This is a genomic window from Ruegeria sp. MALMAid1280, assembly GCF_049195285.1.
GTDB lineage: Bacteria > Pseudomonadota > Alphaproteobacteria > Rhodobacterales > Rhodobacteraceae > Ruegeria.
In genome coordinates this window covers 1-24,962 of the sequence record NZ_JBMIRT010000040.1, presented here as the reverse complement: position 1 = coordinate 24,962, position 24,962 = coordinate 1, and the positions used below count along the sequence as shown (strand labels likewise).

At 56.2% G+C, this 24,962-nt stretch carries 28 protein-coding genes and 2 pseudogenes; 18 read left to right on the top strand and 12 right to left on the bottom strand.

The genetic code is table 11. From position 1 onward, the window contains the following. Window positions 1-200 precede the first annotated feature (200 nt). On the bottom strand, window positions 201-1,724 hold the full coding sequence (locus ACOQFT_RS05560) for a winged helix-turn-helix domain-containing tetratricopeptide repeat protein (protein ID WP_171676758.1): 1,524 nt from the start codon (window positions 1,722-1,724) through the stop codon (window positions 201-203). A 118-nt stretch (window positions 1,725-1,842) separates the two neighbouring features. Here ACOQFT_RS05560 and ACOQFT_RS05555 point away from each other — a divergent pair, with 118 nt between their 5' ends. From ACOQFT_RS05555 to ACOQFT_RS05540, 4 genes are all read left to right on the top strand, one after another. Next, on the top strand, window positions 1,843-2,886 hold the full coding sequence (locus ACOQFT_RS05555) for a PLP-dependent cysteine synthase family protein (RefSeq protein ID WP_253762222.1): 1,044 nt from the start codon (window positions 1,843-1,845) through the stop codon (window positions 2,884-2,886). Then, entirely contained in the window at window positions 2,886-4,334 is a 1,449-nt protein-coding gene (locus ACOQFT_RS05550; protein ID WP_171676754.1) for a pyridoxal phosphate-dependent decarboxylase family protein, read from the top strand. The genes ACOQFT_RS05555 and ACOQFT_RS05550 overlap by 1 nt, the downstream gene beginning before the upstream one ends. A gap of 449 nt (window positions 4,335-4,783) precedes the next feature. Then, window positions 4,784-6,553: an adenylate/guanylate cyclase domain-containing protein gene (locus ACOQFT_RS05545; protein WP_171676752.1), complete on the top strand. Its 1,770-nt coding sequence runs from the start codon at window positions 4,784-4,786 to the stop codon at window positions 6,551-6,553. 362 nt (window positions 6,554-6,915) lie between these two features. Then, window positions 6,916-7,230, top strand: a complete 315-nt coding sequence (locus ACOQFT_RS05540) for a hypothetical protein (protein ID WP_421597051.1) — start codon at window positions 6,916-6,918, stop codon at window positions 7,228-7,230. Window positions 7,231-7,299: 69 nt separating this feature from the next. Here ACOQFT_RS05540 and ACOQFT_RS05535 read toward each other — a convergent pair whose 3' ends face one another. From ACOQFT_RS05535 to ACOQFT_RS05525, 3 genes are read right to left on the bottom strand one after another with little or no spacing between them, the layout of a single operon-like run. Then, on the bottom strand, window positions 7,300-7,728 hold the full coding sequence (locus ACOQFT_RS05535) for a hypothetical protein (protein WP_421597050.1): 429 nt from the start codon (window positions 7,726-7,728) through the stop codon (window positions 7,300-7,302). Window positions 7,729-7,771: 43 nt separating this feature from the next. After that, the gene (locus tag ACOQFT_RS05530) at window positions 7,772-8,074 is read right to left on the bottom strand and encodes a chorismate mutase (RefSeq protein ID WP_421597049.1); all 303 of its coding nucleotides are present in this window, start codon (window positions 8,072-8,074) and stop codon (window positions 7,772-7,774) included. A 28-nt stretch (window positions 8,075-8,102) separates the two neighbouring features. Beyond that, the gene (locus ACOQFT_RS05525) at window positions 8,103-8,699 is read right to left on the bottom strand and encodes a TetR/AcrR family transcriptional regulator (RefSeq protein WP_421597048.1); all 597 of its coding nucleotides are present in this window, start codon (window positions 8,697-8,699) and stop codon (window positions 8,103-8,105) included. Window positions 8,700-8,784: 85 nt separating this feature from the next. On the opposite strand from ACOQFT_RS05525, the gene ACOQFT_RS05520 reads away from it, so the two are divergent. From ACOQFT_RS05520 to ACOQFT_RS05495, 6 genes and pseudogenes are all read left to right on the top strand, one after another. After that, a complete protein-coding gene (locus tag ACOQFT_RS05520; protein ID WP_421597047.1) occupies window positions 8,785-9,174 on the top strand; it encodes a hypothetical protein in 390 nt (129 codons plus the stop codon). Next, complete coding sequence (locus tag ACOQFT_RS05515) at window positions 9,174-9,677, top strand: DUF1772 domain-containing protein (protein ID WP_421597046.1); 504 nt, start codon at window positions 9,174-9,176, stop codon at window positions 9,675-9,677. Before ACOQFT_RS05520 ends, ACOQFT_RS05515 begins: the two co-directional genes overlap by 1 nt. Beyond that, a complete protein-coding gene (locus tag ACOQFT_RS05510; protein WP_421597045.1) occupies window positions 9,674-10,318 on the top strand; it encodes a LysE family translocator in 645 nt (214 codons plus the stop codon). The genes ACOQFT_RS05515 and ACOQFT_RS05510 overlap by 4 nt, the downstream gene beginning before the upstream one ends. Window positions 10,319-10,761: 443 nt before the next feature. After that, window positions 10,762-11,250 carry a SixA phosphatase family protein gene (locus tag ACOQFT_RS05505; RefSeq protein WP_421597044.1) on the top strand — a complete coding sequence of 163 codons (489 nt, stop codon included), beginning with the start codon at window positions 10,762-10,764 and terminating at the stop codon, window positions 11,248-11,250. A 145-nt stretch (window positions 11,251-11,395) separates the two neighbouring features. Then, a pseudogene (locus tag ACOQFT_RS05500) lies at window positions 11,396-12,052 on the top strand (transposase); the annotation flags it as partial. Continuing rightward, the gene (locus ACOQFT_RS05495; RefSeq protein ID WP_421597043.1) at window positions 12,006-12,542 is read left to right on the top strand and encodes a recombinase family protein; all 537 of its coding nucleotides are present in this window, start codon (window positions 12,006-12,008) and stop codon (window positions 12,540-12,542) included. The pseudogene ACOQFT_RS05500 and the gene ACOQFT_RS05495, both read left to right, overlap by 47 nt. Window positions 12,543-12,617: 75 nt before the next feature. On the opposite strand, the gene ACOQFT_RS05490 is transcribed toward ACOQFT_RS05495, so the two are convergent. From ACOQFT_RS05490 to ACOQFT_RS05475, 4 genes are all read right to left on the bottom strand, one after another. Then, window positions 12,618-12,944, bottom strand: coding sequence for a nitrile hydratase accessory protein (locus ACOQFT_RS05490; RefSeq protein ID WP_421597042.1), 327 nt, complete (start codon window positions 12,942-12,944; stop codon window positions 12,618-12,620). After that, entirely contained in the window at window positions 12,931-13,590 is a 660-nt protein-coding gene (gene nthB / locus ACOQFT_RS05485; RefSeq protein ID WP_421597041.1) for a nitrile hydratase subunit beta, read from the bottom strand. The genes ACOQFT_RS05490 and nthB overlap by 14 nt, the downstream gene beginning before the upstream one ends. Continuing rightward, complete coding sequence (nthA, locus tag ACOQFT_RS05480; protein WP_421597040.1) at window positions 13,590-14,231, bottom strand: nitrile hydratase subunit alpha; 642 nt, start codon at window positions 14,229-14,231, stop codon at window positions 13,590-13,592. Before nthA ends, nthB begins: the two co-directional genes overlap by 1 nt. 289 nt (window positions 14,232-14,520) lie before the next feature. Then, window positions 14,521-14,715: a hypothetical protein gene (locus ACOQFT_RS05475; RefSeq protein WP_421597039.1), complete on the bottom strand. Its 195-nt coding sequence runs from the start codon at window positions 14,713-14,715 to the stop codon at window positions 14,521-14,523. On the opposite strand from ACOQFT_RS05475, the pseudogene ACOQFT_RS05470 reads away from it, so the two are divergent. Both ACOQFT_RS05470 and ACOQFT_RS05465 read left to right on the top strand, forming a co-directional pair. Beyond that, window positions 14,714-15,451, top strand: a pseudogene (locus ACOQFT_RS05470) (transposase); the annotation flags it as partial. The gene ACOQFT_RS05475 and the pseudogene ACOQFT_RS05470 overlap by 2 nt on opposite strands. A gap of 444 nt (window positions 15,452-15,895) precedes the next feature. After that, window positions 15,896-16,693 (top strand): alpha/beta fold hydrolase, encoded by a 798-nt coding sequence (locus tag ACOQFT_RS05465; RefSeq protein WP_421597038.1) that lies wholly within the window; start codon window positions 15,896-15,898, stop codon window positions 16,691-16,693. Between the two features lie 162 nt (window positions 16,694-16,855). On the opposite strand, the gene ACOQFT_RS05460 is transcribed toward ACOQFT_RS05465, so the two are convergent. Next, the gene (locus ACOQFT_RS05460) at window positions 16,856-18,064 is read right to left on the bottom strand and encodes an MFS transporter (protein ID WP_421597037.1); all 1,209 of its coding nucleotides are present in this window, start codon (window positions 18,062-18,064) and stop codon (window positions 16,856-16,858) included. A gap of 104 nt (window positions 18,065-18,168) precedes the next feature. Here ACOQFT_RS05460 and ACOQFT_RS05455 point away from each other — a divergent pair, with 104 nt between their 5' ends. Further along, window positions 18,169-18,741 (top strand): TetR/AcrR family transcriptional regulator, encoded by a 573-nt coding sequence (locus tag ACOQFT_RS05455; protein WP_421597036.1) that lies wholly within the window; start codon window positions 18,169-18,171, stop codon window positions 18,739-18,741. Window positions 18,742-18,940: 199 nt separating this feature from the next. After that, complete coding sequence (locus ACOQFT_RS05450) at window positions 18,941-19,510, top strand: carboxymuconolactone decarboxylase family protein (protein WP_421597035.1); 570 nt, start codon at window positions 18,941-18,943, stop codon at window positions 19,508-19,510. Between the two features lie 21 nt (window positions 19,511-19,531). Here ACOQFT_RS05450 and ACOQFT_RS05445 read toward each other — a convergent pair whose 3' ends face one another. Beyond that, window positions 19,532-20,311, bottom strand: coding sequence for a methyltransferase domain-containing protein (locus ACOQFT_RS05445; protein WP_421597034.1), 780 nt, complete (start codon window positions 20,309-20,311; stop codon window positions 19,532-19,534). Between the two features lie 17 nt (window positions 20,312-20,328). Then, entirely contained in the window at window positions 20,329-21,084 is a 756-nt protein-coding gene (locus ACOQFT_RS05440; RefSeq protein WP_421597033.1) for an aspartate/glutamate racemase family protein, read from the bottom strand. Window positions 21,085-21,148: 64 nt separating this feature from the next. On the opposite strand from ACOQFT_RS05440, the gene ACOQFT_RS05435 reads away from it, so the two are divergent. The 4 genes from ACOQFT_RS05435 (at window position 21,149) to ACOQFT_RS05420 (ending at window position 23,728) form a co-directional block, all read left to right on the top strand. Continuing rightward, window positions 21,149-21,520, top strand: a complete 372-nt coding sequence (locus tag ACOQFT_RS05435; protein WP_421597032.1) for an ArsR/SmtB family transcription factor — start codon at window positions 21,149-21,151, stop codon at window positions 21,518-21,520. Between the two features lie 66 nt (window positions 21,521-21,586). Then, a complete protein-coding gene (locus tag ACOQFT_RS05430) occupies window positions 21,587-22,387 on the top strand; it encodes a methyltransferase domain-containing protein (protein ID WP_421597031.1) in 801 nt (266 codons plus the stop codon). Between the two features lie 21 nt (window positions 22,388-22,408). Next, complete coding sequence (locus tag ACOQFT_RS05425; protein WP_421597030.1) at window positions 22,409-22,810, top strand: hypothetical protein; 402 nt, start codon at window positions 22,409-22,411, stop codon at window positions 22,808-22,810. An 84-nt stretch (window positions 22,811-22,894) separates the two neighbouring features. Then, entirely contained in the window at window positions 22,895-23,728 is an 834-nt protein-coding gene (locus ACOQFT_RS05420; protein ID WP_421597029.1) for a methyltransferase domain-containing protein, read from the top strand. A 557-nt stretch (window positions 23,729-24,285) separates the two neighbouring features. Here ACOQFT_RS05420 and ACOQFT_RS05415 read toward each other — a convergent pair. Beyond that, a partial coding sequence (locus ACOQFT_RS05415; RefSeq protein ID WP_421597028.1) for an IS110 family transposase occupies window positions 24,286-24,962 on the bottom strand: 677 nt, incomplete at its 5' end.

The following is a 24,962-nucleotide window of genomic DNA, read 5'->3' as shown; positions in this document are numbered from 1 at the left end:
GTGGCTAAAGCAACTGGTTCGAACTGTGGCCTGCATTGTCAACAATGGTCTTGGCGGCGCGAACTTATTGAGGTCAGCGGAATGAACTGACACCACTTTCTATCTGAGCTCCGAGGTAAAGACGAAGAGGTTTATTCTGCAAGTCATTAAGGTCGAGTGCGCCAACCGATCTTACGGACCTGTCCTGCGTCAACACCTGTCTAAAAACCCAGTTGTGTCAGAGCGGCCCGACCGGTGTTTCGGGCCAGGCCCTCAGGCAGCGGAAAGGCTGCAAAAAACTGGTCCTGATTGGCGTCTGGGCGGCGGGAACGGGCGCGGGACGCAAAATGCCTTGCCTCATTGCTGTTGCCGCAAGCCTCATGGGTCATCGCCGCCAACATGTCTATGAGGAAATGAGCACCGGGTGTGCGCGCGGACCTGTCCGCCCATTCGGCGGCACCGGCCCAGTCTTGTCGATTGACCCGGACCCACGCTTTCATGCCGTGCATCCCGTAAAGAAGCGGGTCTAGCGGGCTGAGACGCGTGGCAAGTTCGGATGTGCGATCAATACTGTCTGAACTGATCCCATTCAACGTTTGAACAAGACCAAACGAGTAATGGCCCTGGGCATAGTTTGGATTCAGTTGGACGGCCCGTTCCAAGTGATGCGTCGCTGACTCCAAATCATGCAACATCCAGTAACTTCTGCCGAAAACAAAATTGCAAAAGGGATCGTCGGGGGCAAGCTCCATAGCCCTTTCGGCGGCGCGCAGGGCTTCCTGTGCGGCGGCCCCGCGATCTTCGTCAAAACTTGTGAAGGCACGTTGAAAGGCGACAAATGACAGACCCGCATGCGCGCGGGCAAAATCGGGAGCCCTTGAGAGGGCCTCCTGAAAATACTGAGCCGACCTGGCGTTATCTTCGGAGGTGAAACGGTAAATTTGGTTGAGACCAAGGTGAAAGAAACTCCAGGCATCTAAAGCTTCGGTATCAAGCGCCTTGGCTTGAATGGCCTGATGGCGCGGCACATGCATTTCCGCAGCAGAGACAACGGAATTGGCAACAGTTGCTTTGATCGTAAAGATGTCATCCAGCTTGCCGTGAAACCTGTCGGCCCAGATAACCTCTCCTGTCTTGGACGATGTCATGACCGGAGACACGGTTACGCTTTTGGCGCGGATCTCTACGGACCCAGTAACAACGTAATCGACATCCAGCCGCTCTTGCGCTTCCCTCCCGTCGGCCACTTGAAAGCTAGAAGCCCGTGCAATGACCGTCAGCGACCGGGTCAAAGACAGAGTAACGATCAGCTCATGAGCCAAGGCAGGGGCAATGATCGTTGCGCGGTCCAAGTCGCCGAACGCACTGAACGGGAGCACAGCGATAGACGGAGCCGACCCCTCCGCTGATGAAAAGCCGGCCATGTCGGGGTTCATTCGCTTCACGACCGGAACTACCAACCTATAGCCCCGGCCCCTTACCGTGCGAATGACGCGCTGGTGTTCGCCGTCATCTCCTATTGCCGCGCGGGCCGATCGGACACGGCTGGCGATCGCCGCATCTGAGATCGCTGCCCCGTTCCAGATCGTATCAATTATGTCTGTCTGAGAGGTCAGACCTTCGCCGTTCTTGACCAGCAACTCCAGCAGCAGGAAGACTTGCCGCTCGACAGGAATTTCCTGTCCGCCGCATCGCAGTTCAGCCGAACCCGTATCCAGTTCAAAATCACCAAAACAATAAATCATCGCTTACAATAACATCTCTACAGGATTTCTACAGATGTTCTGCAAGCTCTGACGCCAAAGCTGGAATAGAGTTGATTCAAAACAAACAGCCAAAATGGCCGAAACGAGGGAAAACACGATGATCTACGACAACATCACTGAAACCATTGGCAGCACGCCGATCATCAAGTTGCAAAAACTCGCACCATCACATGTGGAGCTTTACGTGAAGGCAGAGTTCTTTAATCCGGCGGCATCAGTGAAGGATCGTCTGGCCGTAAGCATCATTGACGAGGCGGAGAAGAGTGGTGCCTTGAAGCCTGGGCAAACGGTGATCGAAGCCACGAGCGGAAATACCGGCATCGGCCTCGCCATGGTTTGCGCCGCCCGGGGCTATCCGTTGGTTATCACAATGGCGGACAGTTTTTCAGTTGAGCGGCGGCGACTGATGCGCATGCTTGGAGCCAAGGTGGTTTTAACACCGCGTGCGCTCAAGGCGGTCGGAATGTACAACAAAGCCGTGGAACTGGCCGAGGCTAATGGTTGGTTTCTAGCCAGCCAGTTTGAGACGCAGGCCAATGCGCTAATCCACGAACGCACCACAGGGCCGGAGATCGTCGCTGACTTCAAGGGGCGCAAGCTGACCCATTTTGTGACCGGGTTCGGCACTGGAGGCACGCTGACCGGCGTGGCGAGGGTGCTCAGACGTGACCGCCCCGAAACCAAAATCGTGCTAACCGAGCCTGCCAATGCGGGGCTGGTCGCCAGTGGCATTGCTCAGGAACGCAACCCAAATGGCAGCCCGGCTTCAGGCCACAGCGCTTGGGAGCCGCACCCGTTCCAGGGGTGGTCGCCTGATTTCATCCCGGCGGTTCTTCAAGAATCTCTGGACAACAAGTACTTTGATGAACTGATGCCCGTTGCGGGTCCAGACGCGATCAAAACAGCGCAAGATCTGGCGCGTCAGGAAGGGATACTGACCGGCGTGTCTGGTGGCGGAACCGTTCTGGCTGCGCTGCAAGTCGCACAGGACGCGCCCGAAGGCTCTGTCCTACTGGCCATGATGCCAGACACAGCAGAGCGCTATATGACCACACCACTTTTCGAAAACATCGAGCCGGAGATGACCGAAGAAGAAATCGCGATCTCGCACTCGACACCCACAGCGCAGATGGGTGCGTAGTGTCAGGCGAAGAGACCCTTGATCCTGCTGACTGGGCGGCGCACCGCGCGGCGGCACATCGCGCGGTTGACGATGCGGTGGCCTATCTGAGCGAGGTGCGCGACGCGCCGGTCTGGCAACAGATGCCAGAGCAGGTGCAGTGTTTCTATGAATCTCCGTTACCCGAGAGTGGCACGCCGCTGGAAGAGGTGCTCGATCAGATCAAGGAGAATCTGATGCCTTATCCAATGGGCAACATCCATCCGCGGTTTTGGATGTGGTACATGGGATCGAGTAACTTCACCGGCGCTCTGGGTGATTTCCTGGCCGCTATTCTTGGCTCGAATCTGGGGGGGGGTAATCACGCCGCAGCCCAGATGGACCGGCAAGTGGTAGACTGGCTCAAGGAAATCGCAGGCTTCCCGAGCACCGCCAGCGGTACGCTGACCAGTGGCGGTTCAGTGGCCAACCTCATTGCGCTCACCGTTGCCCGCAATGAAGCCCTTGGGCAAGAAAGCATCCGGGAAGGAGGGTTGAGCGGCGCTCGTCTGGCCTTTTACGGCTCCGACCAGGTGCATGGCTGCCATCTGACGGCCATGGAACTTCTTGGTCTCGGACGCAGGGCGCTGCGGCGCATCCCGTCAACGCCTGACTATCGGTTGGATGTAGATCAGCTTCAGACGAAGATCGCAACTGATCGTTCCGAGGGCGTCCAGCCCGTGGCAATCATCGCCAATGCCGGAACGATAAATACCGGAGCCATAGATGATCTTCCTGCCTTGGCAGATCTAGCCGCACAAGAAAACCTGTGGTTCCACATTGACGGTTGCATCGGTGCCCTCGCTGCGATGGCGCCGAAACACGGACACCTACTGGCTGGAATGGAACGCGCGGATTCCGTTGCGCTTGATCCGCATAAATGGCTGCATGCTCCGTTTGAGGTCGGCTGCTGTTTAGTTAAAGAACGTGAACAACATCTGGACACGTTTGCCTTGTCTCAGGCCTATCTGGAAAGCGAAACCCGCGGCGTTGCGGCCGCCGATTGGCTGCACGACTTCGGCATCCAGACCTCGCGCGGCTTCCGGGCGCTGAAAGTCTGGATGAGCCTGAAGGAGCACGGTGCCGCGAAGTTTGCCCGCCTGATCGACCAGAACATCGACCAGGCGCATTATCTGGCAGATCTGATCCGCGCACGCACCGACATGGAACTTTTGGCTGAGCCGGTTCTGGACATCGTGTGCTTTCGTCTTTGTCCAAAGGGGCTTTCCGATACAGACTGCGAGTTTCTCAACCGGGAGGTTATGCTGAGATTGCAGGAAACCGGCATTGCGGCGCTCTCGGATACCCGCGTCTCTGGCACTTATGCCTTGCGATGCGCTATCGCCAATCACCGCAGCACGCAGAGCGACTTCGACATTTTGATCAAGGAGATGGTGTCCATAGCGCAAGAAAGTCTTAAGGATGGGTGAACCTCCGCCCTATTCCTTTGGGTCAGCGAGCCCACCTGAGATTCAGACATGCGAGCTTCAGAGCTGGGCTAGCCTATGACCTGCCACAAAAGTAGGCGACGCATGGTTTCGGACCTGTAGCGGCTTCCCCATCGTCCTAAGAATTTTGGTCTGCCGCCACCAAACTGTCGCTCGATCTGGTCGAGTAGATCGACCTGTTCTACAATCGAAGTCGTCGACATGGGTATCTTGGCAACGTAAGCCCGGCTGACTTCGCAGACCGGTCAGCTGGACCTTTTGAAACCGTCCACTGAAACGGGGCCAGCTTATATGGCCACAGTGCCATACCACCTCTGTTATTGTTCATGTTCCGCTGGGAAGCCAAGAACAATCAAGCAGAAGCGGTAGATACACTACCTCGAATATGCGTCGGTCTTGCGAGCTCACGCAGTCGCCGCTAGGAAAGCAGTATGAGTTCAACGAACGTTCAGCGCCGCTTAGCAGCCATCATGTCCACGGATGTATCCGGGTTCTCACGCATGATGAACGCCGACGAGACAGGGACCCTTGCCGCCGTCAACCAAATCCGCAAGAAAATCTTCGGCCCAACCGTAGCCGCTCACAAGGGACGCTTGGTTAAGCTGATGGGTGACGGTGCATTGGTAGAATTCGGCAGTGTGGTAGACGCCGTGGCTTGCGCCGTCGAGATACAGACCGCAATGTCTACCCGGAAGGAGGACCCGCAAGGCAAACCGCTCCTGCGACTTCGGATCGGCGTCAACCTTGGCGACATTATCATCGAGGGAAAAGATATCTTTGGCGATGGTGTGAACCTCGCTGCTCGCCTTCAGGAAATTGCTTCTCCAGGTGGGATAAGCCTTAGTGCAAGCACTCATGAACACGTTGCCAAGAGGATCGAAGCAAGTTTTGCCGATGATGGCGAACATCAATTAAAGAACATCCCCACGCCGGTGCGTGTGTTCCGTTGGTCTCCGGAGCTTGACAACAACACCCATAAAAGTTCTAGCAGCGTTCAGCTCCAGCGGCCGGAAAAGCCCTCAATCGCCGTCTTACCTTTCGACAATATGTCTGGTGACGCGGACCAAGACTACTTTGCGGATGGTGTCGTCGAGGCAATCACAGCCACCCTCTCGCGCATCCGGTCCTTCTTCGTGATCGCGCGGAATTCGTCCTTTGCCTACAAGGGTCGACACATGAATGTCCGGGATATCGGGCGCGAGTTGGGCGTGAAGTACGTACTTGAAGGATCGGTCCAACGTGCGGGGCAACGCGTTAGAATCACTGTGCAGCTGATCGAAACCGATGGAGGGGCACACCTGTGGGCAGACAAGTATGACGGGTCTCTCGACGACATCTTCGATCTCCAAGACAAGATAACGGAGAAAGTCGCTGGCGCCCTGCAGCCCTCAATTCAATTTGCGGAGATTGAACGTACACGGCGGAAGCCGCCTCATGATCTTGGCGCGTATGACTACACGATGCGCGCCATGCCCGATGCCTGGATGTTAGAGGAGCAATCAGCGGCAAGAGCGTTGGAGCTTCTAGACAAGGCTCTTGAGATCGATCCCGATTATCCAATGGCACTTGCTCTCGCCGCTTGGTGCTGGGCGCAACGCTCTGTGTACAATTGGGTCGCTGATATCAGCAAAGCGAAGGCCGAGGCGCTATCCCGCGCGGAACGGGCCGCCCAAATGTCTTCCGACGATCCATTGATACTGTCGGTACTAGGTACGGTTCACACATTTGCACGCAACTATGGTGCTGCGCGTGTCCTTCTCGAACGCGCGATCCAGCTCGATCCCAATTCCGCATGGGCATTGAGCCGTTTGGGCTGGCTCGAAACCTATGCAGACCGGCCAGAAATGGCCATGAAACACTTCGAACGGGCGATGCGCCTAAGCCCGTTAGACCCGATGAATTTCAACAATCTTGTAGGCATGGGCAGCGCTCATCAGGTTGCCGGTGACGACAATCAGGCGGCAGACCTATTTATTCGCGCTCTGCAAGAACGCCCGAATGCACATTGGGTTCACCGAAACCTCTGTGCCGCGCTGTTGGGAGCAGGACGCGAAGAAGAAGCGCGCACGTCTGCAGAGAAGTTATTGCGCGCCCATCCAGACATGACAGTGAAACGCTTCAAAGAAGCAATGGTCTTTTCTCCAGACGTACTTGAGCGGGTTGGCAAACAGATGGCGGTACTAGGGATTCCAGAATTCTGATACATGCAGATGCGTTTGATTGCATATTTCCGCCTTCCTCTCTTTCAATTTGCGCAGGAAAAAGGTCTGTGTACTACCGCAAGGTTCTCTGAGTAGGCACTCTCAGAGAAACTGGGATTGAGGCGGGAAGGGGCTGGTTTCCATACTACGGAAAACAGCTTTGTCGCGCACTCCCGACTTGGGCACGCGCCCGGCGCGCGATCAAATCGGTGGTAGAGCTCGCGCGATGTCTGACGCACCGTTAGCGATCAAGAACGACCGGTTTTGACACACTCACTCGAAGCAGTCTTTGGCGCAGCCGCAGCGAAAGCTCACTCCGTCCGCAGTTCGGAGATCTGAGCCCGGTTTTGCGGGAGGTGGCTATGCTCTCCTTGGCTGCAGAGGACATTTCCACCGTGCGCAAAGTTGTAGGCTGGCTGGAAGAGGCCGGTGATCCTGCGATGGGCTACTACGTTCATCGAGAAATGGCAGATCGAGGTGACTCTCATCAGGGCGACGAATTTTTGATTTCGGCGGCCCATCGCGGACATTTTCCCGCGCAACGCGTACTGTTGGATCGGAGGGCCAGAGAACGCGGGCTCTTTTCACCTTTTTTCTTTCTGGCGAGTAGGGTTGCTCACACCTGGCGGGTCTATCAGGTTGCCAGGCGAAACCCAAAGGACCTGCGTCTCAAATAGCGGCCATTGGGGTAGATGCAGCGGCCGCAAACCTTAGATCAAAACGCCATTTGGCCAAGAAATTGAAGGTCAGATTTTTCCGGTCACGTCGGCTTCTGCCCAGTTGTCAAAAGAAAACTCGGCTCTGGTGAGGAATGGCGCCAAGGCTGCAAGTTCTCTCAATTCCGCAAGAGATGAATATAATGGTGTTGACGGATCAATTCTCGCTTGAGCACGGCTTATGAAGAATTTCGCGTACTCTTCCACATAGACACGGTCCTTTGGCGGCATGTCCGCGAGATGGTTCGTCAGGAAATTGTCATAGTGATGAACCGCATCGGCAAACCTGTCCTGCCGATGCCGCGCCATTGCGCGAAACAGTTCTGCCTTGGCCGTGAAATACGGTTGTGCCTGGAAGCCATCGAGGCGGTCAAGAACGCCTTGGTAGTCACCTGCTTGCATTGACTTCGCTGCCTTATGAAAAATCCCAGCAGCTCTGATATCGCGGATGAGTTTCATAGGTCCGCCCCATCAATTGCGCCGCTGGCGTCTCCGAAAGGCATTATTCCCCAAGCTCCCTGATTTCCCGCTGAATCGACCATTCGATCAGCTCAGCCCAAAGCTTGTGCGCGAGGTCCGGGTCCAGCCCCTGTTCCGACGCGGTTGTGCTGACCTTGTCCAGCACCGCAGCAACCCGATCCGTTGTGCGTGCAGGCAATCCTTCAATCTTCTTTAGGTCCACTGCCCGGTCGATATAGTGGCTGCGCTTGACCAGCAGGCCTATCAGGTCCGTATCGATCGCGTCGATTTGGGCGCGGAGATCGGCCATGGTCTGGCAGGCATTGGGCGCGAGAAGGGTCGTCATGTTTTGATTTCCTTTGGTAGCTTTGAGTCTAGCCGAGAAGGTCGCGGAGGAGCCTGACAGCCCGCGCGGACCGCTCTTGGCAAAAGGTCTCCGATGGCTGAGGAAGGCGGCCTATGACGCGCCTGATCTGCTGATCGCCAATCAGCAGGTCCAGATAGAGCGCCACAGCCTCTCCGGTATGTTTGAAGTTGAGCACGCCCTCGTCCCGGGCGCGCAGCAACACCCGTTCGAGCAGTGGGAACACTGCCTCTCGCCCCGCCTTTGAAAGCGTCGCGCCGAGTTCGCCGCTGCTATCGGCTGCTGCGGCTCGATTGAGGGCAACAGCGCGATCACCTGTCAGCAAATCCAAAAGCTTCGGACCCAACGTTCCCAGAATTGAAAGCGCGTCATGGTCGGTTTGCAGTTCGGATTCCAGATGCGCTTTAACTTCTTCAGCGTTCCGTGTGACAAGGGCGCGGAACAACCCCTGTTTGTCTCCGTACCAGTTGTACAACGTCTCATTCGAGGCGCGTGCATGCTTGGCAATTCCCTGCATGGACGTACCTCCGTACCCTTTGGCCTCCAACACTTCGTATGCCGCCGTCTCGATCTGTTGCTGCCGCAGGGATCGTTTCTCTTCACGCAAAATTATTCTCCAGCCTGTTGACAGTAACCGTAACTGTAATTACGGATACATGCAACCGTAATCATAGTTACGCTTTGGAGAAGCAATGGAACAATCTAATCGTCATGTCATCGCCGCCCTGGCGACACTCATTCTTCTGCAGGGGATCATGCTTTCCGCCCTGTATGCCGGGATCAGACCTCACCCGCCCATCGCCACGCCCTTGTTCGGCATTGCTCCATTTCTAGGAGCTGCGATGTCTGTCGCTTTGGGGGCTATCATCGTGCAACCGCTGGACAGTCGGGCGGGACGCATTTTAAGCGCTCTCGCTGCAATCATGGCTTTGGTGTCCTTCGGGCCTCAAAAATATTTCGATGCGCAATTTAGTCTGATCTATCCGGCGGTTCTGCTTGGTCAATTCGCTGCGGTGGTCATCTTTGCCTCGGTCGTGTCAGCAGCGCGCCAACACCGGGAACTTGAGGCGGAGCAAGTCTAATGGCTCGGTTGCTTCTGCCAATGTCGATGCTTTCACTCCTAAGCATCGGGGCCATCTTTGGCTTTTTCTACGCTTGGGTATGTTCGACGATGTGGGGTTTGGACGCGACGGACCCGCGAACGGCAATCGCCGCGATGCAAGCGATGAACACCTCCGTCCGAAACGCGGTGTTTTTCCCGGCCTTCTTTCTGACTCCAATCATTTTGGCGGCAACGGCATTCATCGCGGCCCGGCAGAGCAGGAACAAATCAGCCGTGCACTTTGGACTCGCCGCCATTCTTTACATCGTCGGTGCCTTGCTCGTCACAGCAACGGTGAATGTCCCCATGAATGAAGCCCTGGCGGAGGTTGCCGTACCAACTGACATCGGATCAGCCCGTGAAATTTGGCAAGACTACTCAGCCTCCTGGCAGGTTTGGAACTTGCTTAGGACCATTTTGAGCGGGGTTTGCCTGATCCTGACCGGCCTAGCCATCTACTTTCTGAATTCGGAGTCCGCATGATGGAATTGTCTCTTTTGACATTCGCCCTTTTGGCGCTGGTTGTTGTTATGACGCCCGGCCCAACCGTTCTCCTCGCCCTGTCCAATGGATCACGATTCGGCATCGCTACGGCAGGGTACGGCATCGCAGGGGCCGCATTCTCTGATGCTGTTCTGATCACGGCTGCCGGTCTGGGGCTCGGAGCACTTCTGGCCGCATCAGTTTTTTGGTTCAGCGTCGTCAAATGGATCGGTGTCGGCTACCTCGTCTGGTTGGGCGTACAGATGATGCGATCTTCCGGCCAGTTGGAACCGGTCGCGAACCCATCCGAAGACAACAGATCGGGAACGCTTCACAACAGCGTTGCAGTCTTTAGGAAGAGCTTTCTCGTCGCTGTCACAAACCCCAAAGGCTACCTGTTCTTCACAGCTTTCCTTCCGCAGTTCCTCACACCGACTGAAGCGATGTTTCAGCAGTATGTAACGTTGGCTCTGATCTTTATCGCCGTCGATGTGATCGTCATGGCCGCCTATGCGGGCCTGGGCGCAAAAGCAGTTCAGTTTCTCAGCAATCGTGGGGCGCTCTGGATCGACAGAATTTGTGGTGGTCTTCTTGTCGCCTTGGGTCTCGCGTTGACCTTCTTGAAGCGCGCCGATGTGTAGTTCTCAACCGCACCAAACCAGAAGGCTGATAGCCGAGAAGACGATCGTTTTTGTCCAGCCCTGATCAACGAAGCGGACCTTGAGAGAAAGAAGTTCAAAGTTCGCTACGTCCCGCATCTTACCTGTTCGGGACTGACTAGGTGAAAGGCAGGTGCTCCGGTAATCTGCCATTCACGCTTGGCGCGGCGAAGGTTTAAGGAGAGCCCACAGCGGAATTGTCAAAATCTTGCTGCGCGCGCTCGCAGCACCAGAAATGCTGCATGCGCTTGAATTTCGGTTCCGACGCGCAGCGGAAGGAAGGGTCATTCATGTTAACCGCAGCGAGGATCAGACGCCGAATTCACCAGGAGCGGGACTAAGCCGACCTTACCCTTGAGGACACGTTTGTTGTCTCCTTCGCGCCCAATCAGTACCCTTGCGGAAAAATTAGCTGGAGTGATGATATGAGATTGCCTTTTTTGGTTTTCCTTTTTGCCATGGTGGCGGCTCCCACTACATCGGCGCAAGATGCCGTCTACGTCATCCGCCATGCTGAGAAGGAACTCAGCGGAGACGATCCCGCAATCACCGAAGAAGGCAAGGCACGAGCTTCTGCGTGGGCGGAAATGCTGGCACACGTAGGTTTGGATGTCGTGTTCACCTCAGATGCCAAACGTACCCAACAGACAGGTGCGATAATCGCTGAAGAACTGGGATTACCATTGAACTCGGTGAACCGTGCCGATACTGCCGGACTGATCGACGCGCTCAGTTTCGATCATGAGGAGGACGCGGTTCTGGTTGTTGGCCACGCGGAGACTATTCCCGGTATTCTTGAGAACCTTGGCATATTCGAAAATACCGACATTGGCCAAACCGACTTCGCAAATCTGTTCATCTTACTCCAACTTGGAGTGGACGAACCTCGTCTAATCCACATGCGGATGCCGTAAGGCAAAGAAGTAAGTGGCTGTGCGTCAAGCATAGTTCACCCGGCGCTATCCAAGGTCAACTTCGGGCTGATTCCGTTGAAAAACTCTTTGTTGATCGACGGCAAATTGGCTGATTCACTTCCGTCATTGAGCGGGAGGATTTGCTATGATGGGACCAAGGCAGGAAGCACAAGCGGCACTGTTTTACGAGTTCTCGCTGGAAGATCATGTCCCACGCGATCATTTGCTGCGGTCGATTGATCGTCATCTCGATCTGAGCAGCATCCGGGGACATCTGGCAGATTTCTACAGCCACACGGGGCGCCCATCGGTCGATCCCGAACTGATGATCCGGATGCTGTTGGTCGGCTATTGCTTCGGCATCCGGTCCGAGCGGCGGCTGTGCGAAGAGGTGCATCTGAACCTGGCCTATCGCTGGTTCTGTCGTCTTGATCTGACGGATCGCATCCCGGACCATTCGACATTCTCCAAGAACAGACATGGCCGTTTCCGCGAAAGCGATCTGCTGCGCCATGTATTCGAGATGACAGTAGCGCGCTGCATGGAGGAAGGCTTGGTTGGTGGCCAGGGCTTTGCGGTCGATGCCAGCTTGATCAGCGCCGATGTTCAGAAGCAGAACTCCAGCAATCCCGAGGACTGGGCGGCCCGCAAGATTGATCCCACAGATGCACCCCGCGCCGTGCGCGAGTATCTCGATACCCTTGATGATGAGGCTTTTGGCGCAGCGACAACGGCAAAGCCCAAGTTCACGGCTCATGCCGACCCTGCCAGCCAATGGACGGCAGCGCGCAGAGGCGAAGCGGGCAGGGGCCGTGTTGCTCATTGCCAAGCTGGACCGTCTCGCCCGCAATGTCGCCTTCATTGCGAACCTTCTAGAAAGCGGGGTCGAGGTCACGGCGGCGGATATGCTTGAGGCGAACCGCTTTGTGCTGCACATCATGGCCGCAGTCGCAGAACAAGAGGGCCGCGCAATCTCGGAGCGCACCAAGGCGGCGCTGGCGGCGGCGAAGGCACGCGGGGTCAAACTGGGCTGGTCTATCCCTGAGCGGGCTTCTGAACAGCGTCATGCGGCACGCAAGGGTGCGGCGGTGAACAAGGCGCGGGCGCTGGCCCATGCTGAGAACGTGTTACCGGTGGTCGAGCAAATCAGGGCAGGGGGCGCATCCCTTCGCCAGATCGCGGCGGAGCTGAACGCACGCGGGATCAAAACCGCACGGGGCGGAAAGTGGCACGCGACCACGGTTCGGAATATTCTAACGACGGAAAACGGGGCTGAGGTCTGCGCGGCCTAAAACGGTCGTTTGTGAGCGCTAACTTGAGATCAACTTTGGCGCGAGCATGCCGTTGATTCCCTGCGCCTTCACAGGCTAGAGCACAACCGGTTTCCCGTGAGGGGTACGAAGGTATGCGGTCTCCCAATCGGTGCGACGCTGCATGCGGGTCTCCTCGGAAATACCGGTGCTCTCGGTGAGCGTTTCAAGTGCACTCAGGACTGCGCCATAATATGTGTCAAGATTATCTGGAGCCCCTTTGCGCTCGGCGCTTCTCAATTCTTGGCCGAGCGTTTCTGCCCAAGCCGCCGCGGTAAAATGACCGGCTTGGACCAAATTGTCTGCCAGGGCGAGCGCCTGCGCCTGCCAAGGCTCATCAAAGACCGGCTGGGGTGGGGCAAGTGGATCGTCAGGCTGGAACAAGGTAGCTTTCCCACAAATCGAGTGTGACATCGTCGCGTGGGTCGGAATCCTCGCCCCATAATGTAACGGCGCGAAAGCCAATCGTATAAAGATGTTCCGGCACCTCGACACCTTCGGCATTGCGGTCTGGCAGCACATGCGCACCATGATGGGCAAGTACCACACCCTTTAGACCTCGCACGTACCGCGGAAGGCGGGTATGATTTGCATTGATATGACGCCGCGCTTGCACCGTGTCTCCGACGGAAAAAGCGGGCCGCTGCAACGTGTCTCTCTCAAAACTGAAATCCGACGCGGCCACATCCGCCACAGCTTCCTCAACGGTCATGGAAGGAGGCGGCGCAACGGGGTTTTGTACGTGACCGCGTTTGACGTCCTCAAGTGTTATCGTGCCGTTATCGAGCATCCTTATCAGATCGTTGGTGCACCACTTTTGGAAGTAGGAAAAGGCAAGGTAGTCAGCAGGCACCATGCGTTCGAGCCCGTGGCGAAACCAGTCTATGGTGCTTCCGGGCGCAATCGGCGACCAGTTCAACGCAAAGGCGCGTTTTTCCCAATCTTCCAAGTCGCGGAAATCCTTGTCGCCGCTCTTTACGGGCACCGGGCCAAAACCCTCAACGCCGCCGAGATCGTGAATGCCGTCCATCAGCCCGCCTCCGCCTTCAAATCTCGCTCTGTCCCGATCATGGAGTTTCGGGTGACAAGGGCTGCCAGGCGCTCCTCACCCCACCCATCGGTTCCCGGGGGCCGTTGCGGCACAACGATATAGCGAAGCTCGGCAGTGCTGTCCCAGACGCGGACACCCACATCTTCAGGGAGTGCCACGCCGAACTCTGTAAGCACTTTGCGAGGCTCTCGAACGGCGCGGGCGCGATATTCGGTCGATTTGTACCACGCCGGTGACATCCCCAGGATCGAAAAGGGATAGCAAGAGCATAGCGTGCACACGACCATGTTGTGCTGCGTGTCGGTGTTCTCGACCGCCTTCAGGTGAGCACTCGCGTCCCCCTGATAGTCAAACTCCTTGATGGCTTCTGCCGCGTCATCCAACAGGCGTGTCCGAAACCCCGGATCAAGCCATGACCGCGCCACTACATGCGCCCCGCGTTTCGGTCCGATATGCTCTGAATAGGCTTCAATCCAAGCGTCGAGGCTTTCAGGCGCGACCAGTCCACGTTCCACTGCAAGACTTTCCAATGTCTTGACCCTGAGTACAGGATCTGAGGGCAAGTGTGTATGCAACTCGCGGTGCAGCTTCGCAGCGTTTTCACTGTCAAATGTAGGCATTCGCGTTCTCCCCAACACGACACTAGCACCGCCCGCTAAGTGATGCGATGTATTTTGGTCTTGCCTGTCAGGACGGTTTGAGAACCTGACTTCCATACAAAGCACAGCATCCGGAAAATGGGTTCGCAGCTGTCGATGAAGTCCCAGCCCGATAGCAACCCCTGCGTGTGCACCGCTGCGGCCATAGTGCCATAAACGGTCGTTTTTGTCACCGAAGCGCAAGGCCAAGAAAATCGCTGCTGGCCAAAAACCTACGGCAAAACTCATAGGGTTTTGGCAGGTTTTTGCCCTACTCGATCACCTCAGGCGGCAACATTTCCTCAACGGTTCCGGTGATCCGCGCCTTGCGGCCTACGCGGGGGCGTTGCAGCTCGGCATAGGCGGCTTTCCGGCCTTCAATGTCCTTCGCCCCCCAGCCGATCAGAACGCCGGTGACGCGCCGCCCGGTTTTCTCGGGCATCACGGTCACGGTGAAGTCAGACAAAGGCCCCGCTTTCTTTGCCTATTCCGACAACTACTTGATCGACACAGACCACGGGATCATTGTCGATGTAGACGCCAGCCGGTCGAACAAGACGGCGGAGGTTGGTGCCATGCGCAAGATGCTCGACCGAACGAAAGAGCGGTTTGGCGTGAAGCCCGAATGGATCGCCGCTGACACCGCCTACGGATCATCCGACAATCTGGTCTGGCTAGTTCTCAAGCGCCAGATCCTCCCCTTCGTCCCGGTCTTCGACAAGGGTGAGCGGACCGATGGAACCTTCTCACGATCCGACTTCACATGGGATGATGAGAATGACCGATACATCTGCCCTGGCGGCAAGGAGATGCGACACACCTGGCGTACCTATTCCGATCCAAAGCGGAACGCGCCAAGCTGGCGCGCCCGCAAATATCGGGCGCGGAAGTCCGATTGCACGAATTGCGTGCTGAAGGCCAAGTGTTGCCCGAACTCGGAGACCCGCGCAATCCACCGCGAGAAATACGAGATCGTCCGAGACTTCGCCCGCCAATGCACGGCCTCAGAGTTCAATCCAACGGCCCAGAGGCGGCGCAAAAAGGTCGAGATGCTCTTCGCCCACCTAAAACGCATCCTCGGCCTGGGCCGGCTCCGATTACGCGGCCCATGCGGCGTCCAAGACGAGTTTACCCTCGCAGCCACCGCCCAAAACCTCCGGAAGCTAGCAAAACTCAAGCCCATGGTACCGGCCACAGGATGACAAGCGGCACCGTCTCAGATTGCCGAACAAAAATTGGCCACAACCAACCCCAAAGCGCAAAATCGAAATGAGTTCTTCAATGGAATCGGCTCAGAACGGCCTGATGCTCGTGCGGCGACGCCAGTGTAACACGCTTGTCGAGACCGTTCATCGGCACGGCGGTCCAAGTCTTTGATCTTGTGTCGTGTCGCTCAATGCACGGTCGTTGGCAAATCAAGAGCCGAAGTTCACGCTCTGGGCGGCGAAACCGGGGTGAGAGCACAACCTCTGATTCACTTTTTCGCTGCGAGCGCATGCAGCACGAAAACCGCTACAAGAGTTCGACTTACAATGCTGTGCGGTGGCAGAGATAGCGACGCAACCATGCAGCAGTTTTGCCTCTTGGACCGGCCAAGTGACATCACGGAATCTAGAGGCTAGTGTCTTCAATTTAGGGGTTTCATTATGTCGAAATTGAGTTTCGCTGAATTTGGATCTGGGTTTCCGTTACTCATCCTTCACGGAGGCAGGTTGGATCACCGACATATGGTTGATGCGGTCGAACCGTGCTTTGCGGGTTTAAACGGGTGGCGAAGGGTCTATCTGGACTTGCCGGGATGTGGGCAGTCAACCGGATTCGAGGGTGTGCAGTCACAAGATGATATTGCAAGTTGCGTCCTTGATTTCGCGCGTTCTATTTCCGGCAGTGACGGTATTGCCGTGATTGGTGAATCACGTGGCAGCTACATCGCCCAAGGCCTAGCTTATTCCGATCCGGAATTGATTGCAGGCCTGTGTCTCATTGTCCCCGGGGGATTTCCAACTGACCCGCCGCCGCCAAAGCCTGAAGCCCGGCCTATCATTGCGCGACCAGACTTGCTCAAAGGGCAGCCGTCTTCAGTGACAGGTCGAGCGGAGAGACTGGTGATCCAGACCCCCGAAATCATCGAGAAAATCCGCCAGACGAAGGTTCCCGCCGCCGCGCTCCACGATGCCGATCTCGAAGCGCGAGTGACAAACAAATTCTTGTTCTCATACCACGACGAAATGTTGGCATCGCGGTTCGACAAGCCTTCGTTGATTCTTTCGGGCAGGCAGGACTCGATCTCCGGCTATGCTGACACGATGGCGATGCTTGAGTGCTATCCGCGAGCCACCTACGGACTACTCGATATTGCGGGGCATTCGTTGAGTTGGGAACGCCCTGCTCTGTTCAAAGCCATGCTGCAAGACTGGTTAAGTAGGCTCAAATCAGAAAACTGAATCAAAATTGGGCTGCATCGATACCAGACCTTCACTGCGCAACCAAAACGGATGGCCGAAAAAACGCTGACGGTTCAGTCAAAATCCTTCCCTGAGCGTGTAAACGTGTCGTCCCAGATCACGAAAAAAGGACTTTCGAATCAATGCGTTGCTTCAGTCTGGTCAAGATATCTGCACAGACCGCCGTAGCGATACCAAGTAGATCGCACCAATTATAGCAAGGTTTACAAGTCCAAAAACCGTAGCGTTTGCAAATGCCCAGAAATACGTACCTGCTAGGTCGAATGTTAATCCCCCTTGCCATCCGCCGGCCGCGTGACCGAGCCAAGCAAAAGCCAGCACAATTCCGGTCGCCGAGGCGCGTCGGGATGCTGGCGTGAGGGCACGCACAGACACCAATACGCCGGTCATTACGCCGCCGTAGCCAAACCCATAGAGAACGACGAAAACCCAAAACGCCTGCAGCGATCCAAGCGTCATGAAACCAAGCATCAACGCAGTTTGCCAAGCCGTGGCTACCATCCACGCCCGAAGCGGACCAATCGTGTCGGCGAGCCGTCCAAAGAAGATGCGCCCTGCAATTGCCGTTATGAGCATCAGAAGCAATGGACCACCGGCTTCAGCGCCGACTCCGCAAACGATCTGAATGAGAGGCACAAGGTGGATAAGCGGCACGGCCATGCCTGCACAGCACCCCAAAACTGCAATCGACAAAGCGGGAAGAACCAGACGGGGCGAAAGCGTCGAACCACTTTCAACCTGGGCTGCGGCGCTCCCGTTGCCTTCTGGCGGATCGATCATCACGAAGGACAACGGCACCAGTACAACCGCGCATATGATCCCGAGGTAGCTCAGCGCGCTCTGCCACCCCACGGTTTCGATAAGGTATCCGGAGCCGAACGGTACGAGGCCCTGGCCTACCGCCTGCCCAGCCGAAGCGATGCCTATCGCAAGTCCCGCTCCGCGTCGGAACCAGCCGCCAACCAAGGCAATAACGGGCGCAAAGAAAGCCCCGCCGCCGAGAGCGCCTGCAACAAAGAACAAGGCGTAGAATTGCCATAGTGCAGTGGCGTGGGCGGACAGCATTAGGGCTGCACACATTGCACCCGCGCCAATGAGGCAGACTGTACGGGTCGCCGCCCTGTCGGCAAGAAAACCCATTGCAATGCCGCCGAGCGCAATGCCGATCAGCCCGAAGGAATTGATGGCCGAGGTCTCTGCTCTTTGCCAACCGAATGCTTCCTCGAGCGGCACCAGAAACGCAGACATCCCATTCACGAGGGTTCCCATCGCCACTGCCAGAAGCATGGCCGCGGAGATGGCGACAACCCACCTGAATCGGGATTCTGGGATATCTGCGGCTTCCTTCACCTGGATGGCTTTCCTTCATTTGAACGCAATCGCGTTGATCCGACAGCTAGATCGCTGCAAACTTTATGTCACTTCACTAGTGAGTATACCTATGGAGGATGGATTTGAGTCAGACCGGCACCCGAGAGAGGATTCTTGCCGCTGCCTATCGGCTTTTCTATCGAGAGGGGTTTTCGAGGGTCAGTGTCGATGCGATCGCCGAGGCGACCGGAGTGACAAAGCGCACCATCTACTACCATTTCAAGAGCAAGGATGACATCGTCGCAGACGTACTAAACGCACAGCACGATTATGTCCTCGGTCGGTTCAAGGCCTGGGCGGGACCAAGGGAAACACCCCTAAACCAAGTCATCGAGAACCTATTCCTTCAACTCACGGACTGGGCTGATGGTGACAACTATATGGGGTCAGGGTTCACACGGATCTCTACCGAGCTTGCTGATCGGCCGGGTCACCCGGCACGTCTGGCAGCCAGCGCGCACAAGACAATGACAGAGAAATGGTTGTCTGAACTGCTTCATGAGCATGGGCTGGAAAGACATGATGAAATCGCCAGACAGGTAATGGCCTTGATTGAGGGCAGCATGAGCCTTGCTCTGATCCACGGCGACACCTCTTACTTCAAGGCTGCCGGCAGAGCAGCAGGTGAGTTGGCATTCCGGTCGGAGGAAAAATGACACTGATTGTACGGAATGAGGTGTCGTGGCCAGTTCTATTGTCCCAGATTTCGGAAAGGATCAGAAAAGCGCAAACCACTCACTCGATCATTCTCCTTTTTGGTCCTTCGAGGGCAATGTTGCCATGTTTCGTTGCAGGAGCATGTCTATTTGCGCAGTATGAGTTGCGAGTGCTTTCAGCAGAATTGGACTACATCAGATGAAACGCCTGTTTCCCTCTCTGCCCGACAACGCGACACTTGGCAGTGTCTATCAAGCCTTTCCGGAAAAGCTCGCGCCGCTCTGTGCATACGAAAGTCTGGTGATGCGGGGTGAGAGCGATCTCTCGGTTGCGGATCGTGAACTGATCGCAGCCTATGTCTCGGGATTGAACGCCTGCGCATACTGCCATGGTGCACACATTGTTTTCGCCAAGGCCTACGGTATTGAGGTCGAGACGATAGCGGCATTGATGGAAGATCGTGACACGGCCCCTGTCCGGGAAGACCTGAAGCCAGTCCTTGCCTATGTTGAGAAACTCACCGTCTCACCATCGCGCATGACGGAGGCGGATGCGCAAGCCGTGTATGCGTCGGGCTGGTCGGAAGGTGCTCTGTTCGATGCCATCCAGGTGTGCGGCGTTTTCAATCTCGTGAACCGCTTCATCGAGGGCACAGGCGTTCAAAGCCCCGGCAATGACCCAAGAGAAGCCGATGAGGCGACTTTGGAGAGGTGCCGAAGCGATACATTCTACACTGATTTCGGCCGTCAAAACGGCCTTGATGTTTGATGTGAAGAGGCTTTGTCGGTGTCAGCCTGCCTTTCGCGCGACGACAACAAACTGGGTGAGGGAAAAGAAGAACCGTCCTTTTTTCGCAAGGCTAACTTGCTCGTCGAACCAAGCCTGCGCCACGGCTTCCTCGACGTGTTCGTTCGCAACGGCGTAGTTCTTCATCAGATGCATCATCATGATCGCAAGGCCGTCGGGTTTCAGCTCGTGGTCCGTCATGTTGTGCGGCACAACGGCCTCGATCTCATGACCCTTGGCTTTAAGGACGCTTGGCAGTCGTTCCGGCAGCGTCCCACTGGCAAAATGATCGTCCCAGGAGGCGATCATTTTTGACATGCGTTCGGGATCATCACTCGCCCAGACAAATGTTCCAAAGTGCAAATCACTGATGACAAGTCGTCCACCCGGCTTCAGGCAGCGCAGGACGTCATCGACCGCGCCGGAGACATCATCGATGTATTCAAACGTCTGTACGGAAACCGCTTTGTCAGCGGTGCCGTCCGGGAGAGGGATGCTGTCAGCGACGCCTTCCAAGAAGTCTACGTTGTCATAGGGCGCGCAGCGCTCCTTCGCGGCGGCCAACATGTCCACGCTGGGGTCAACGCCGACGACTTTGCCGTCGCTTCCTACGGTTCGCGCGAGCTCGGCGGTGAGCAAGCCATTTCCGCACCCGACATCAAGGATTGTGTCACCAGTACTGGGCTTCAGAGCGTCAAAGGAAGCTTGTCGCCGGCGGGTCAACTCGGCGCCCTCATAGGCAATCGTTAGCAATCGGGTGGTTTCGGCGTTGAACTGGAGCATGGGCCGTCCTTCTTGTTCTACATTCGCTTGGAAACGGGTTGATCCGAAAATTCAATCTCGGCAGCCTTCAAGATGGCCGCGACATGGGCCGCCGTTGCGTCCAGAAAATCAAAGCCATTAGCGGTGAACCTTGCCTGACCCACGCTCTCCGGAAATGCAGGGGTCAGGTCGGTGCAGGCCAGAATGATCAGGACGCTCCTCTGATCGGCCACAATTGATCTGATGAAGGCGATCAGACTGTTCCGACCTTCGATGGCTCGTCCAGTGTAGAAAAAATCTTCGAGAAGGCTGGTCATCCCGGTCACGTCGTTCTTGTTTGGCTGGATTGTTGTGACACCCACTTCCGCCAGCCCATCGTCAAAGAGGTTGCCATTCATCGTAACGCTCGTGCCGAGAACTATTGCCTTAGAGTGCGTCCCGGGGCGAACCCTGTCCGTCACGGCATCCACAACGCTAATGACGGGCAGCGGCGTATCTCGCGCAATAGCATCCAGTCGGTTGTGCGGTGTGACACTGGCGATGGCGGCACAATCGCACCCGGCGGCCGACAATCTGCCGAGTGCCTGCCTGAAGATTTCGTCAAATCGCGACCAACTCTTCTCATCTCCTGCAACGCCGCGGGCAGCGACGGTCACGGACATGTCGAGTGACTCGATGGCCATCTCGGGCGATCCTTTGTGACCGTCCAATTTAGCTGCCCTGCAAATGGCTTCGTAGTACGCAACCGTCGCGGGCCAGCCAAGACCGCCAATCAGGCCGATTTTACGTGACATGCCGTTTCACTTGCAGCACCTTCTCACTAAATATAGGAGGCAACCTATATAGGATGATTGCTATATGCAGAGTGAAATCGAGTCAACGGCAGAGGCTTTGCGGGCACTTTCGAACCCGAAGCGCCTTACGATCGTTCACTGGCTGGCGGACCCAACCAGCCACTTCCCGCCACAACGCGACGGCGATCTTGTTGCAGATGGCGTCTGCGTCGGGTTCATCACGAAGAAGGTCAAGCTGAGCCAGCCCGCCGTCACCGAACATATGCAGGTGCTCGCCGCGGCCAATCTCGTGACATCGAAGAAGATCAGGAACTGGGTGTTCTACAAGCTGGACAAGAACGCGTTTGCCGCGGTTCTGAACGACCTTTCGAAAGGCATTTTGGAATCCGAGAAAGAGCTGAAAGCTGGCAAGAGTGCGGGCAGCTCTTCGATTTGACTTTGCCGATGCGAACTGTCCAGGAGAGAAAACCAAAGAAGTCTGAGTGTTAGGGGGACAATACACATGGCCGATCCGTTTCAAGATGTGGATGCAGCAGGGGAAGAGTTTATTTCAGCCTTTGCTGACTCGATGGATGAACGACAGTCAGACCCCACGATGGAAAAGATCGTTTCGGCATACCTTGGGAAGCTCGCGTTTTCAGAAGACAGTCTGACGATAGACGTGGGGTGCGGTGCCGGGGCCGTAACCCGCCGCATCGCCGGGAAAGCCAGCCCCGCGCGCGTCATTGGCTTCGAGCCATCCAAGGGCTTTGTGAAAGAAGCAAAGGCACGGGTGCAAGGGCAAGACAATGTGGAATTCGAGGTCGCAGACGGAGCCTCGTTGCCTCTGGAAGATGGGGCAGTCGACAACCTGATCATGCACACAGTGCTGACCCACGTTGAAGACCCGGCAGCACTTCTGACGGAAGCTTCGCGTGTGTTGAAGCCCGGCGGGCGTTTGGTCGTTTGCGATGCAGACTTCTCCAAAGCGTCGTTGGGGAACTATCCGCACGACCCTCTCGATGCCTGCGCCAAGATTTTCGTTCAGGAGTTTGTCACTGACCCACATGCCGTTGCGAAGTTGCAAAGGCTGGCCACCGAGGCAGGGTTCATGTTGGAAGATTTCAGCTTCCAAAGCCGCAGCGTTCTCGACAATGACCAGATGCTGCCTTGGGTTGAAGAAACCGGAAAGGTGCTGATGAAGCGCGGCGAGATTGGCCAGGCGCTGCACGACGGTCTGGTTGCGGAATATCGCCGTCGCGCTGAAAGTGGCGCCCTTTATGGCTATCAGGTCTTTGCAACGCTCATAGCCAGACGGCCTTAACTCGAACAAGGAGGCGACACCGTGCAATCAGCCAGACAACTAGTTTCAGACTACCGCCAAACCTGGGAAAGTGTCATTCGAGGTGACGCTCCGCTCAAGGAATTGGACCGCTTTTTCAACGTCCCATGCTTCATGGTTTCACTGGATGGCCAAATGACGCTTTACGTCTCTCAGACAGAGATCACTGATTTCAATCAAACGAGGCTTGATGCGTTCCGTGCTGGAGGTGTTCACAATGCCTCCCTGCGCGCCGTGGATCTGTTTAGCCAAGGGCCTCATTTGAGCCTAGCAGTCGTAAATTGGGAGCTCACGCGGGAGGATGGGTCATTAGAGCGGGCCTGGCGGCACTATTACACGATCTTGGATAACGAGAACGGCGTTGCGCCAACTATCGTGATTTCCGCATTTCAGACCGGATCGTAGTCACAGCTTGGTTGTATCAACAGCAATTGAGCGTCGGCGTATTCAGAGCACTCTTTATTGAATGATACAAAACTGGGGGGAAACATGGCTGAGACAGAAACGCCGGACTCTTTTGCCGCTTTGGAAAGGCGAGAATGGGCAAAATCGGATGTCGCACAATCTTATGCCCGCGTCTTTGCCAAGGCCGCAGACATGGTGGTGCCAGCGATGGTTTCTGCGGTTGGGGCAAGACCTGGTTCCAAAGCGCTCGACTTGTGCTGTGGTCAGGGAAACGTGACCGCTGCTCTGTGCAAAGCCGGTGCGCAGGTGATCGGGCTGGATTTCTCACCGGCCATGTTGGAGATGGCCCGGGTTGAGGTGCCAGAGGCAAAGTTTGTCGAAGGCGATGCCATGTCGCTCAGCTTTGAGGATGAGACCTTTGATGTCGTGACAATCGGTTTTGGGATGCCTCACGTCCCGGACCCACCAAGAGTTCTGGCGGAGGCACGACGTGTGCTCCGTACTGGTGGCAAGCTGGCATTTTCTGTTTGGTGTGGACCTGAAGTGGACACGGCGCTTGGCTACGTCTTTGGCGCAATAGGCCAACACGGGTCTCCGGATATTGCCTTGCCACCTGGGCCTGGCGCAAACGACTATGCCGATCCGGAGATTGCATTTCCCGTCCTTGAGAAGGCTGGTTTCAGAGATTTTCAACAAGTCATTGTCGCGTCGAAGTGGCACGTGACAGACCCAGGTGCGCCGTATGACTACTTCCTTGAAGGAACAGCCCGCGGTGGTGCACTGCTGCGACCGCAACCCGCCACGCATGCCGCTGCAATACGTGCGGCCGTTGTTGATAAAGTTCTGGAAAAACATGGATCGGGACCAAAGTGGGAGGTGCCTATTCCGGCTGCCATGACTGTGGCGACCGCTGATTAGTCAACCATCTCGACTAGGGTCGCCATTTGTGAAAGGGGCCGAGTAGGTTGTTCCATCAGGCGTTGGTCGCTGTGCCACACCGACACTGGTCAAAGCCGACTTTGGAATAGACGCAACAGTAAGACGCATGGTTCGCGTATAACTTGTTCCGCCGGACTAGGGTGAAAAATCAGCTCAGGTTTTTGCTAAATCCATGACTGTTAATGTCTGCTCCGGCGACTTCGCTTCGGAGCCGTGATTGAAATGCTGCATATGCAAGAAGATGCTGCGTCAGCAGTATCTGCGACTGCGCAAGTCCGCAAAGTCCTGTGTGGATGACGTCTGCTTTGCAAGGGAAAAATGCTCTGATTGCGCGGCTGGTCAGTACAGTCCTGTGTCCGGCCTTTGATCGCGGTTTTCGATATTGCCGCTGGCCTTGATGGGTTCCGTGAACCTGGTCCCAATCGGCGACGCGAACCTGAAAGTTCAGGACAAAGCTCGGGTTCCCGGGTTCTCGGATGACCGCACGTGCCATCATGGCATTCGTCTTGCAATTCGTGTTTGTATTGCTCCTCCGTTTATGCGGCTGATTGCCGGTAATTTGTTTCCTTGGTGAGGATGGCCCAGATGATCCTGGCCGTTTTGTTTGCCATAGCAATGGTCGCGAGGCGCATTGGTTTGCGTTCCAAAAGCTGCATGATCCAGGGATGCACACGTTCTGGATATCCGCGGGCACGCTGAACCTGCGAGGTCATGCCGATCACCAGCAATCGTCGGATATAGCGATCACCCTTCTTGCTGATCCGGCCTAGCCGCTCTTTACCGCCACTTGACCGATTCAATGGCGTGAGTCCGAGCCAGGCGGCAAACTCGCGTCCGTTCTTGAACTGCTTGCCATCGCCGATGGTGGCGACAATGGCCGAAGCGGTGATAGGGCCGACGCCGGGAACTGTTCTGATCCGCTTGGCGCGTTCATCGATCCGGGAATGATATTCGATCAGCTTGTCGTAGAAGGTCACCCGATCATCGAGATCAATAACCTGGTCGCAGAGCGTCTTGAGCATGCTCTTCGCCACGTCCGGAATGTCCGGGCAGTCATCGGTCTGGAACGTTTTGACGAAGCGCATCGCCGCTACCGGCCCGTTCCCGATCACATGGCCAAACTCTCGCAGAAGACCACGGATCACGTTCAGCATCTGGGTTTTCTGCCGGACGATGAGCTGGCGCACCCGATGCATTGTGAGCAAGGCCTGTT

What these genes read in the sequence shown, in the direction of transcription:
- ACOQFT_RS05560 (WP_171676758.1), bottom strand. Translation starts at nt 1,724, where the DNA reads ATGATTTATTGTTTTGGTGATTTTGAACTGGATACGGGTTCGGCTGAA.
- ACOQFT_RS05555 (WP_253762222.1), top strand. Translation starts at nt 1,843, where the DNA reads ATGATCTACGACAACATCACTGAAACCATTGGCAGCACGCCGATCATC.
- ACOQFT_RS05545 (WP_171676752.1), top strand. Translation starts at nt 4,784, where the DNA reads ATGAGTTCAACGAACGTTCAGCGCCGCTTAGCAGCCATCATGTCCACG.
- ACOQFT_RS05540 (WP_421597051.1), top strand. Translation starts at nt 6,916, where the DNA reads ATGCTCTCCTTGGCTGCAGAGGACATTTCCACCGTGCGCAAAGTTGTA.
- ACOQFT_RS05535 (WP_421597050.1), bottom strand. Translation starts at nt 7,728, where the DNA reads ATGAAACTCATCCGCGATATCAGAGCTGCTGGGATTTTTCATAAGGCA.
- ACOQFT_RS05530 (WP_421597049.1), bottom strand. Translation starts at nt 8,074, where the DNA reads ATGACGACCCTTCTCGCGCCCAATGCCTGCCAGACCATGGCCGATCTC.
- ACOQFT_RS05520 (WP_421597047.1), top strand. Translation starts at nt 8,785, where the DNA reads ATGGAACAATCTAATCGTCATGTCATCGCCGCCCTGGCGACACTCATT.
- ACOQFT_RS05515 (WP_421597046.1), top strand. Translation starts at nt 9,174, where the DNA reads ATGGCTCGGTTGCTTCTGCCAATGTCGATGCTTTCACTCCTAAGCATC.
- ACOQFT_RS05510 (WP_421597045.1), top strand. Translation starts at nt 9,674, where the DNA reads ATGATGGAATTGTCTCTTTTGACATTCGCCCTTTTGGCGCTGGTTGTT.
- ACOQFT_RS05505 (WP_421597044.1), top strand. Translation starts at nt 10,762, where the DNA reads ATGAGATTGCCTTTTTTGGTTTTCCTTTTTGCCATGGTGGCGGCTCCC.
- ACOQFT_RS05495 (WP_421597043.1), top strand. Translation starts at nt 12,006, where the DNA reads ATGCCGACCCTGCCAGCCAATGGACGGCAGCGCGCAGAGGCGAAGCGG.
- nthB (WP_421597041.1), bottom strand. Translation starts at nt 13,590, where the DNA reads ATGGACGGCATTCACGATCTCGGCGGCGTTGAGGGTTTTGGCCCGGTG.
- nthA (WP_421597040.1), bottom strand. Translation starts at nt 14,231, where the DNA reads ATGCCTACATTTGACAGTGAAAACGCTGCGAAGCTGCACCGCGAGTTG.
- ACOQFT_RS05465 (WP_421597038.1), top strand. Translation starts at nt 15,896, where the DNA reads ATGTCGAAATTGAGTTTCGCTGAATTTGGATCTGGGTTTCCGTTACTC.
- ACOQFT_RS05450 (WP_421597035.1), top strand. Translation starts at nt 18,941, where the DNA reads ATGAAACGCCTGTTTCCCTCTCTGCCCGACAACGCGACACTTGGCAGT.
- ACOQFT_RS05445 (WP_421597034.1), bottom strand. Translation starts at nt 20,311, where the DNA reads ATGCTCCAGTTCAACGCCGAAACCACCCGATTGCTAACGATTGCCTAT.
- ACOQFT_RS05440 (WP_421597033.1), bottom strand. Translation starts at nt 21,084, where the DNA reads ATGTCACGTAAAATCGGCCTGATTGGCGGTCTTGGCTGGCCCGCGACG.
- ACOQFT_RS05435 (WP_421597032.1), top strand. Translation starts at nt 21,149, where the DNA reads ATGCAGAGTGAAATCGAGTCAACGGCAGAGGCTTTGCGGGCACTTTCG.
- ACOQFT_RS05430 (WP_421597031.1), top strand. Translation starts at nt 21,587, where the DNA reads ATGGCCGATCCGTTTCAAGATGTGGATGCAGCAGGGGAAGAGTTTATT.
- ACOQFT_RS05420 (WP_421597029.1), top strand. Translation starts at nt 22,895, where the DNA reads ATGGCTGAGACAGAAACGCCGGACTCTTTTGCCGCTTTGGAAAGGCGA.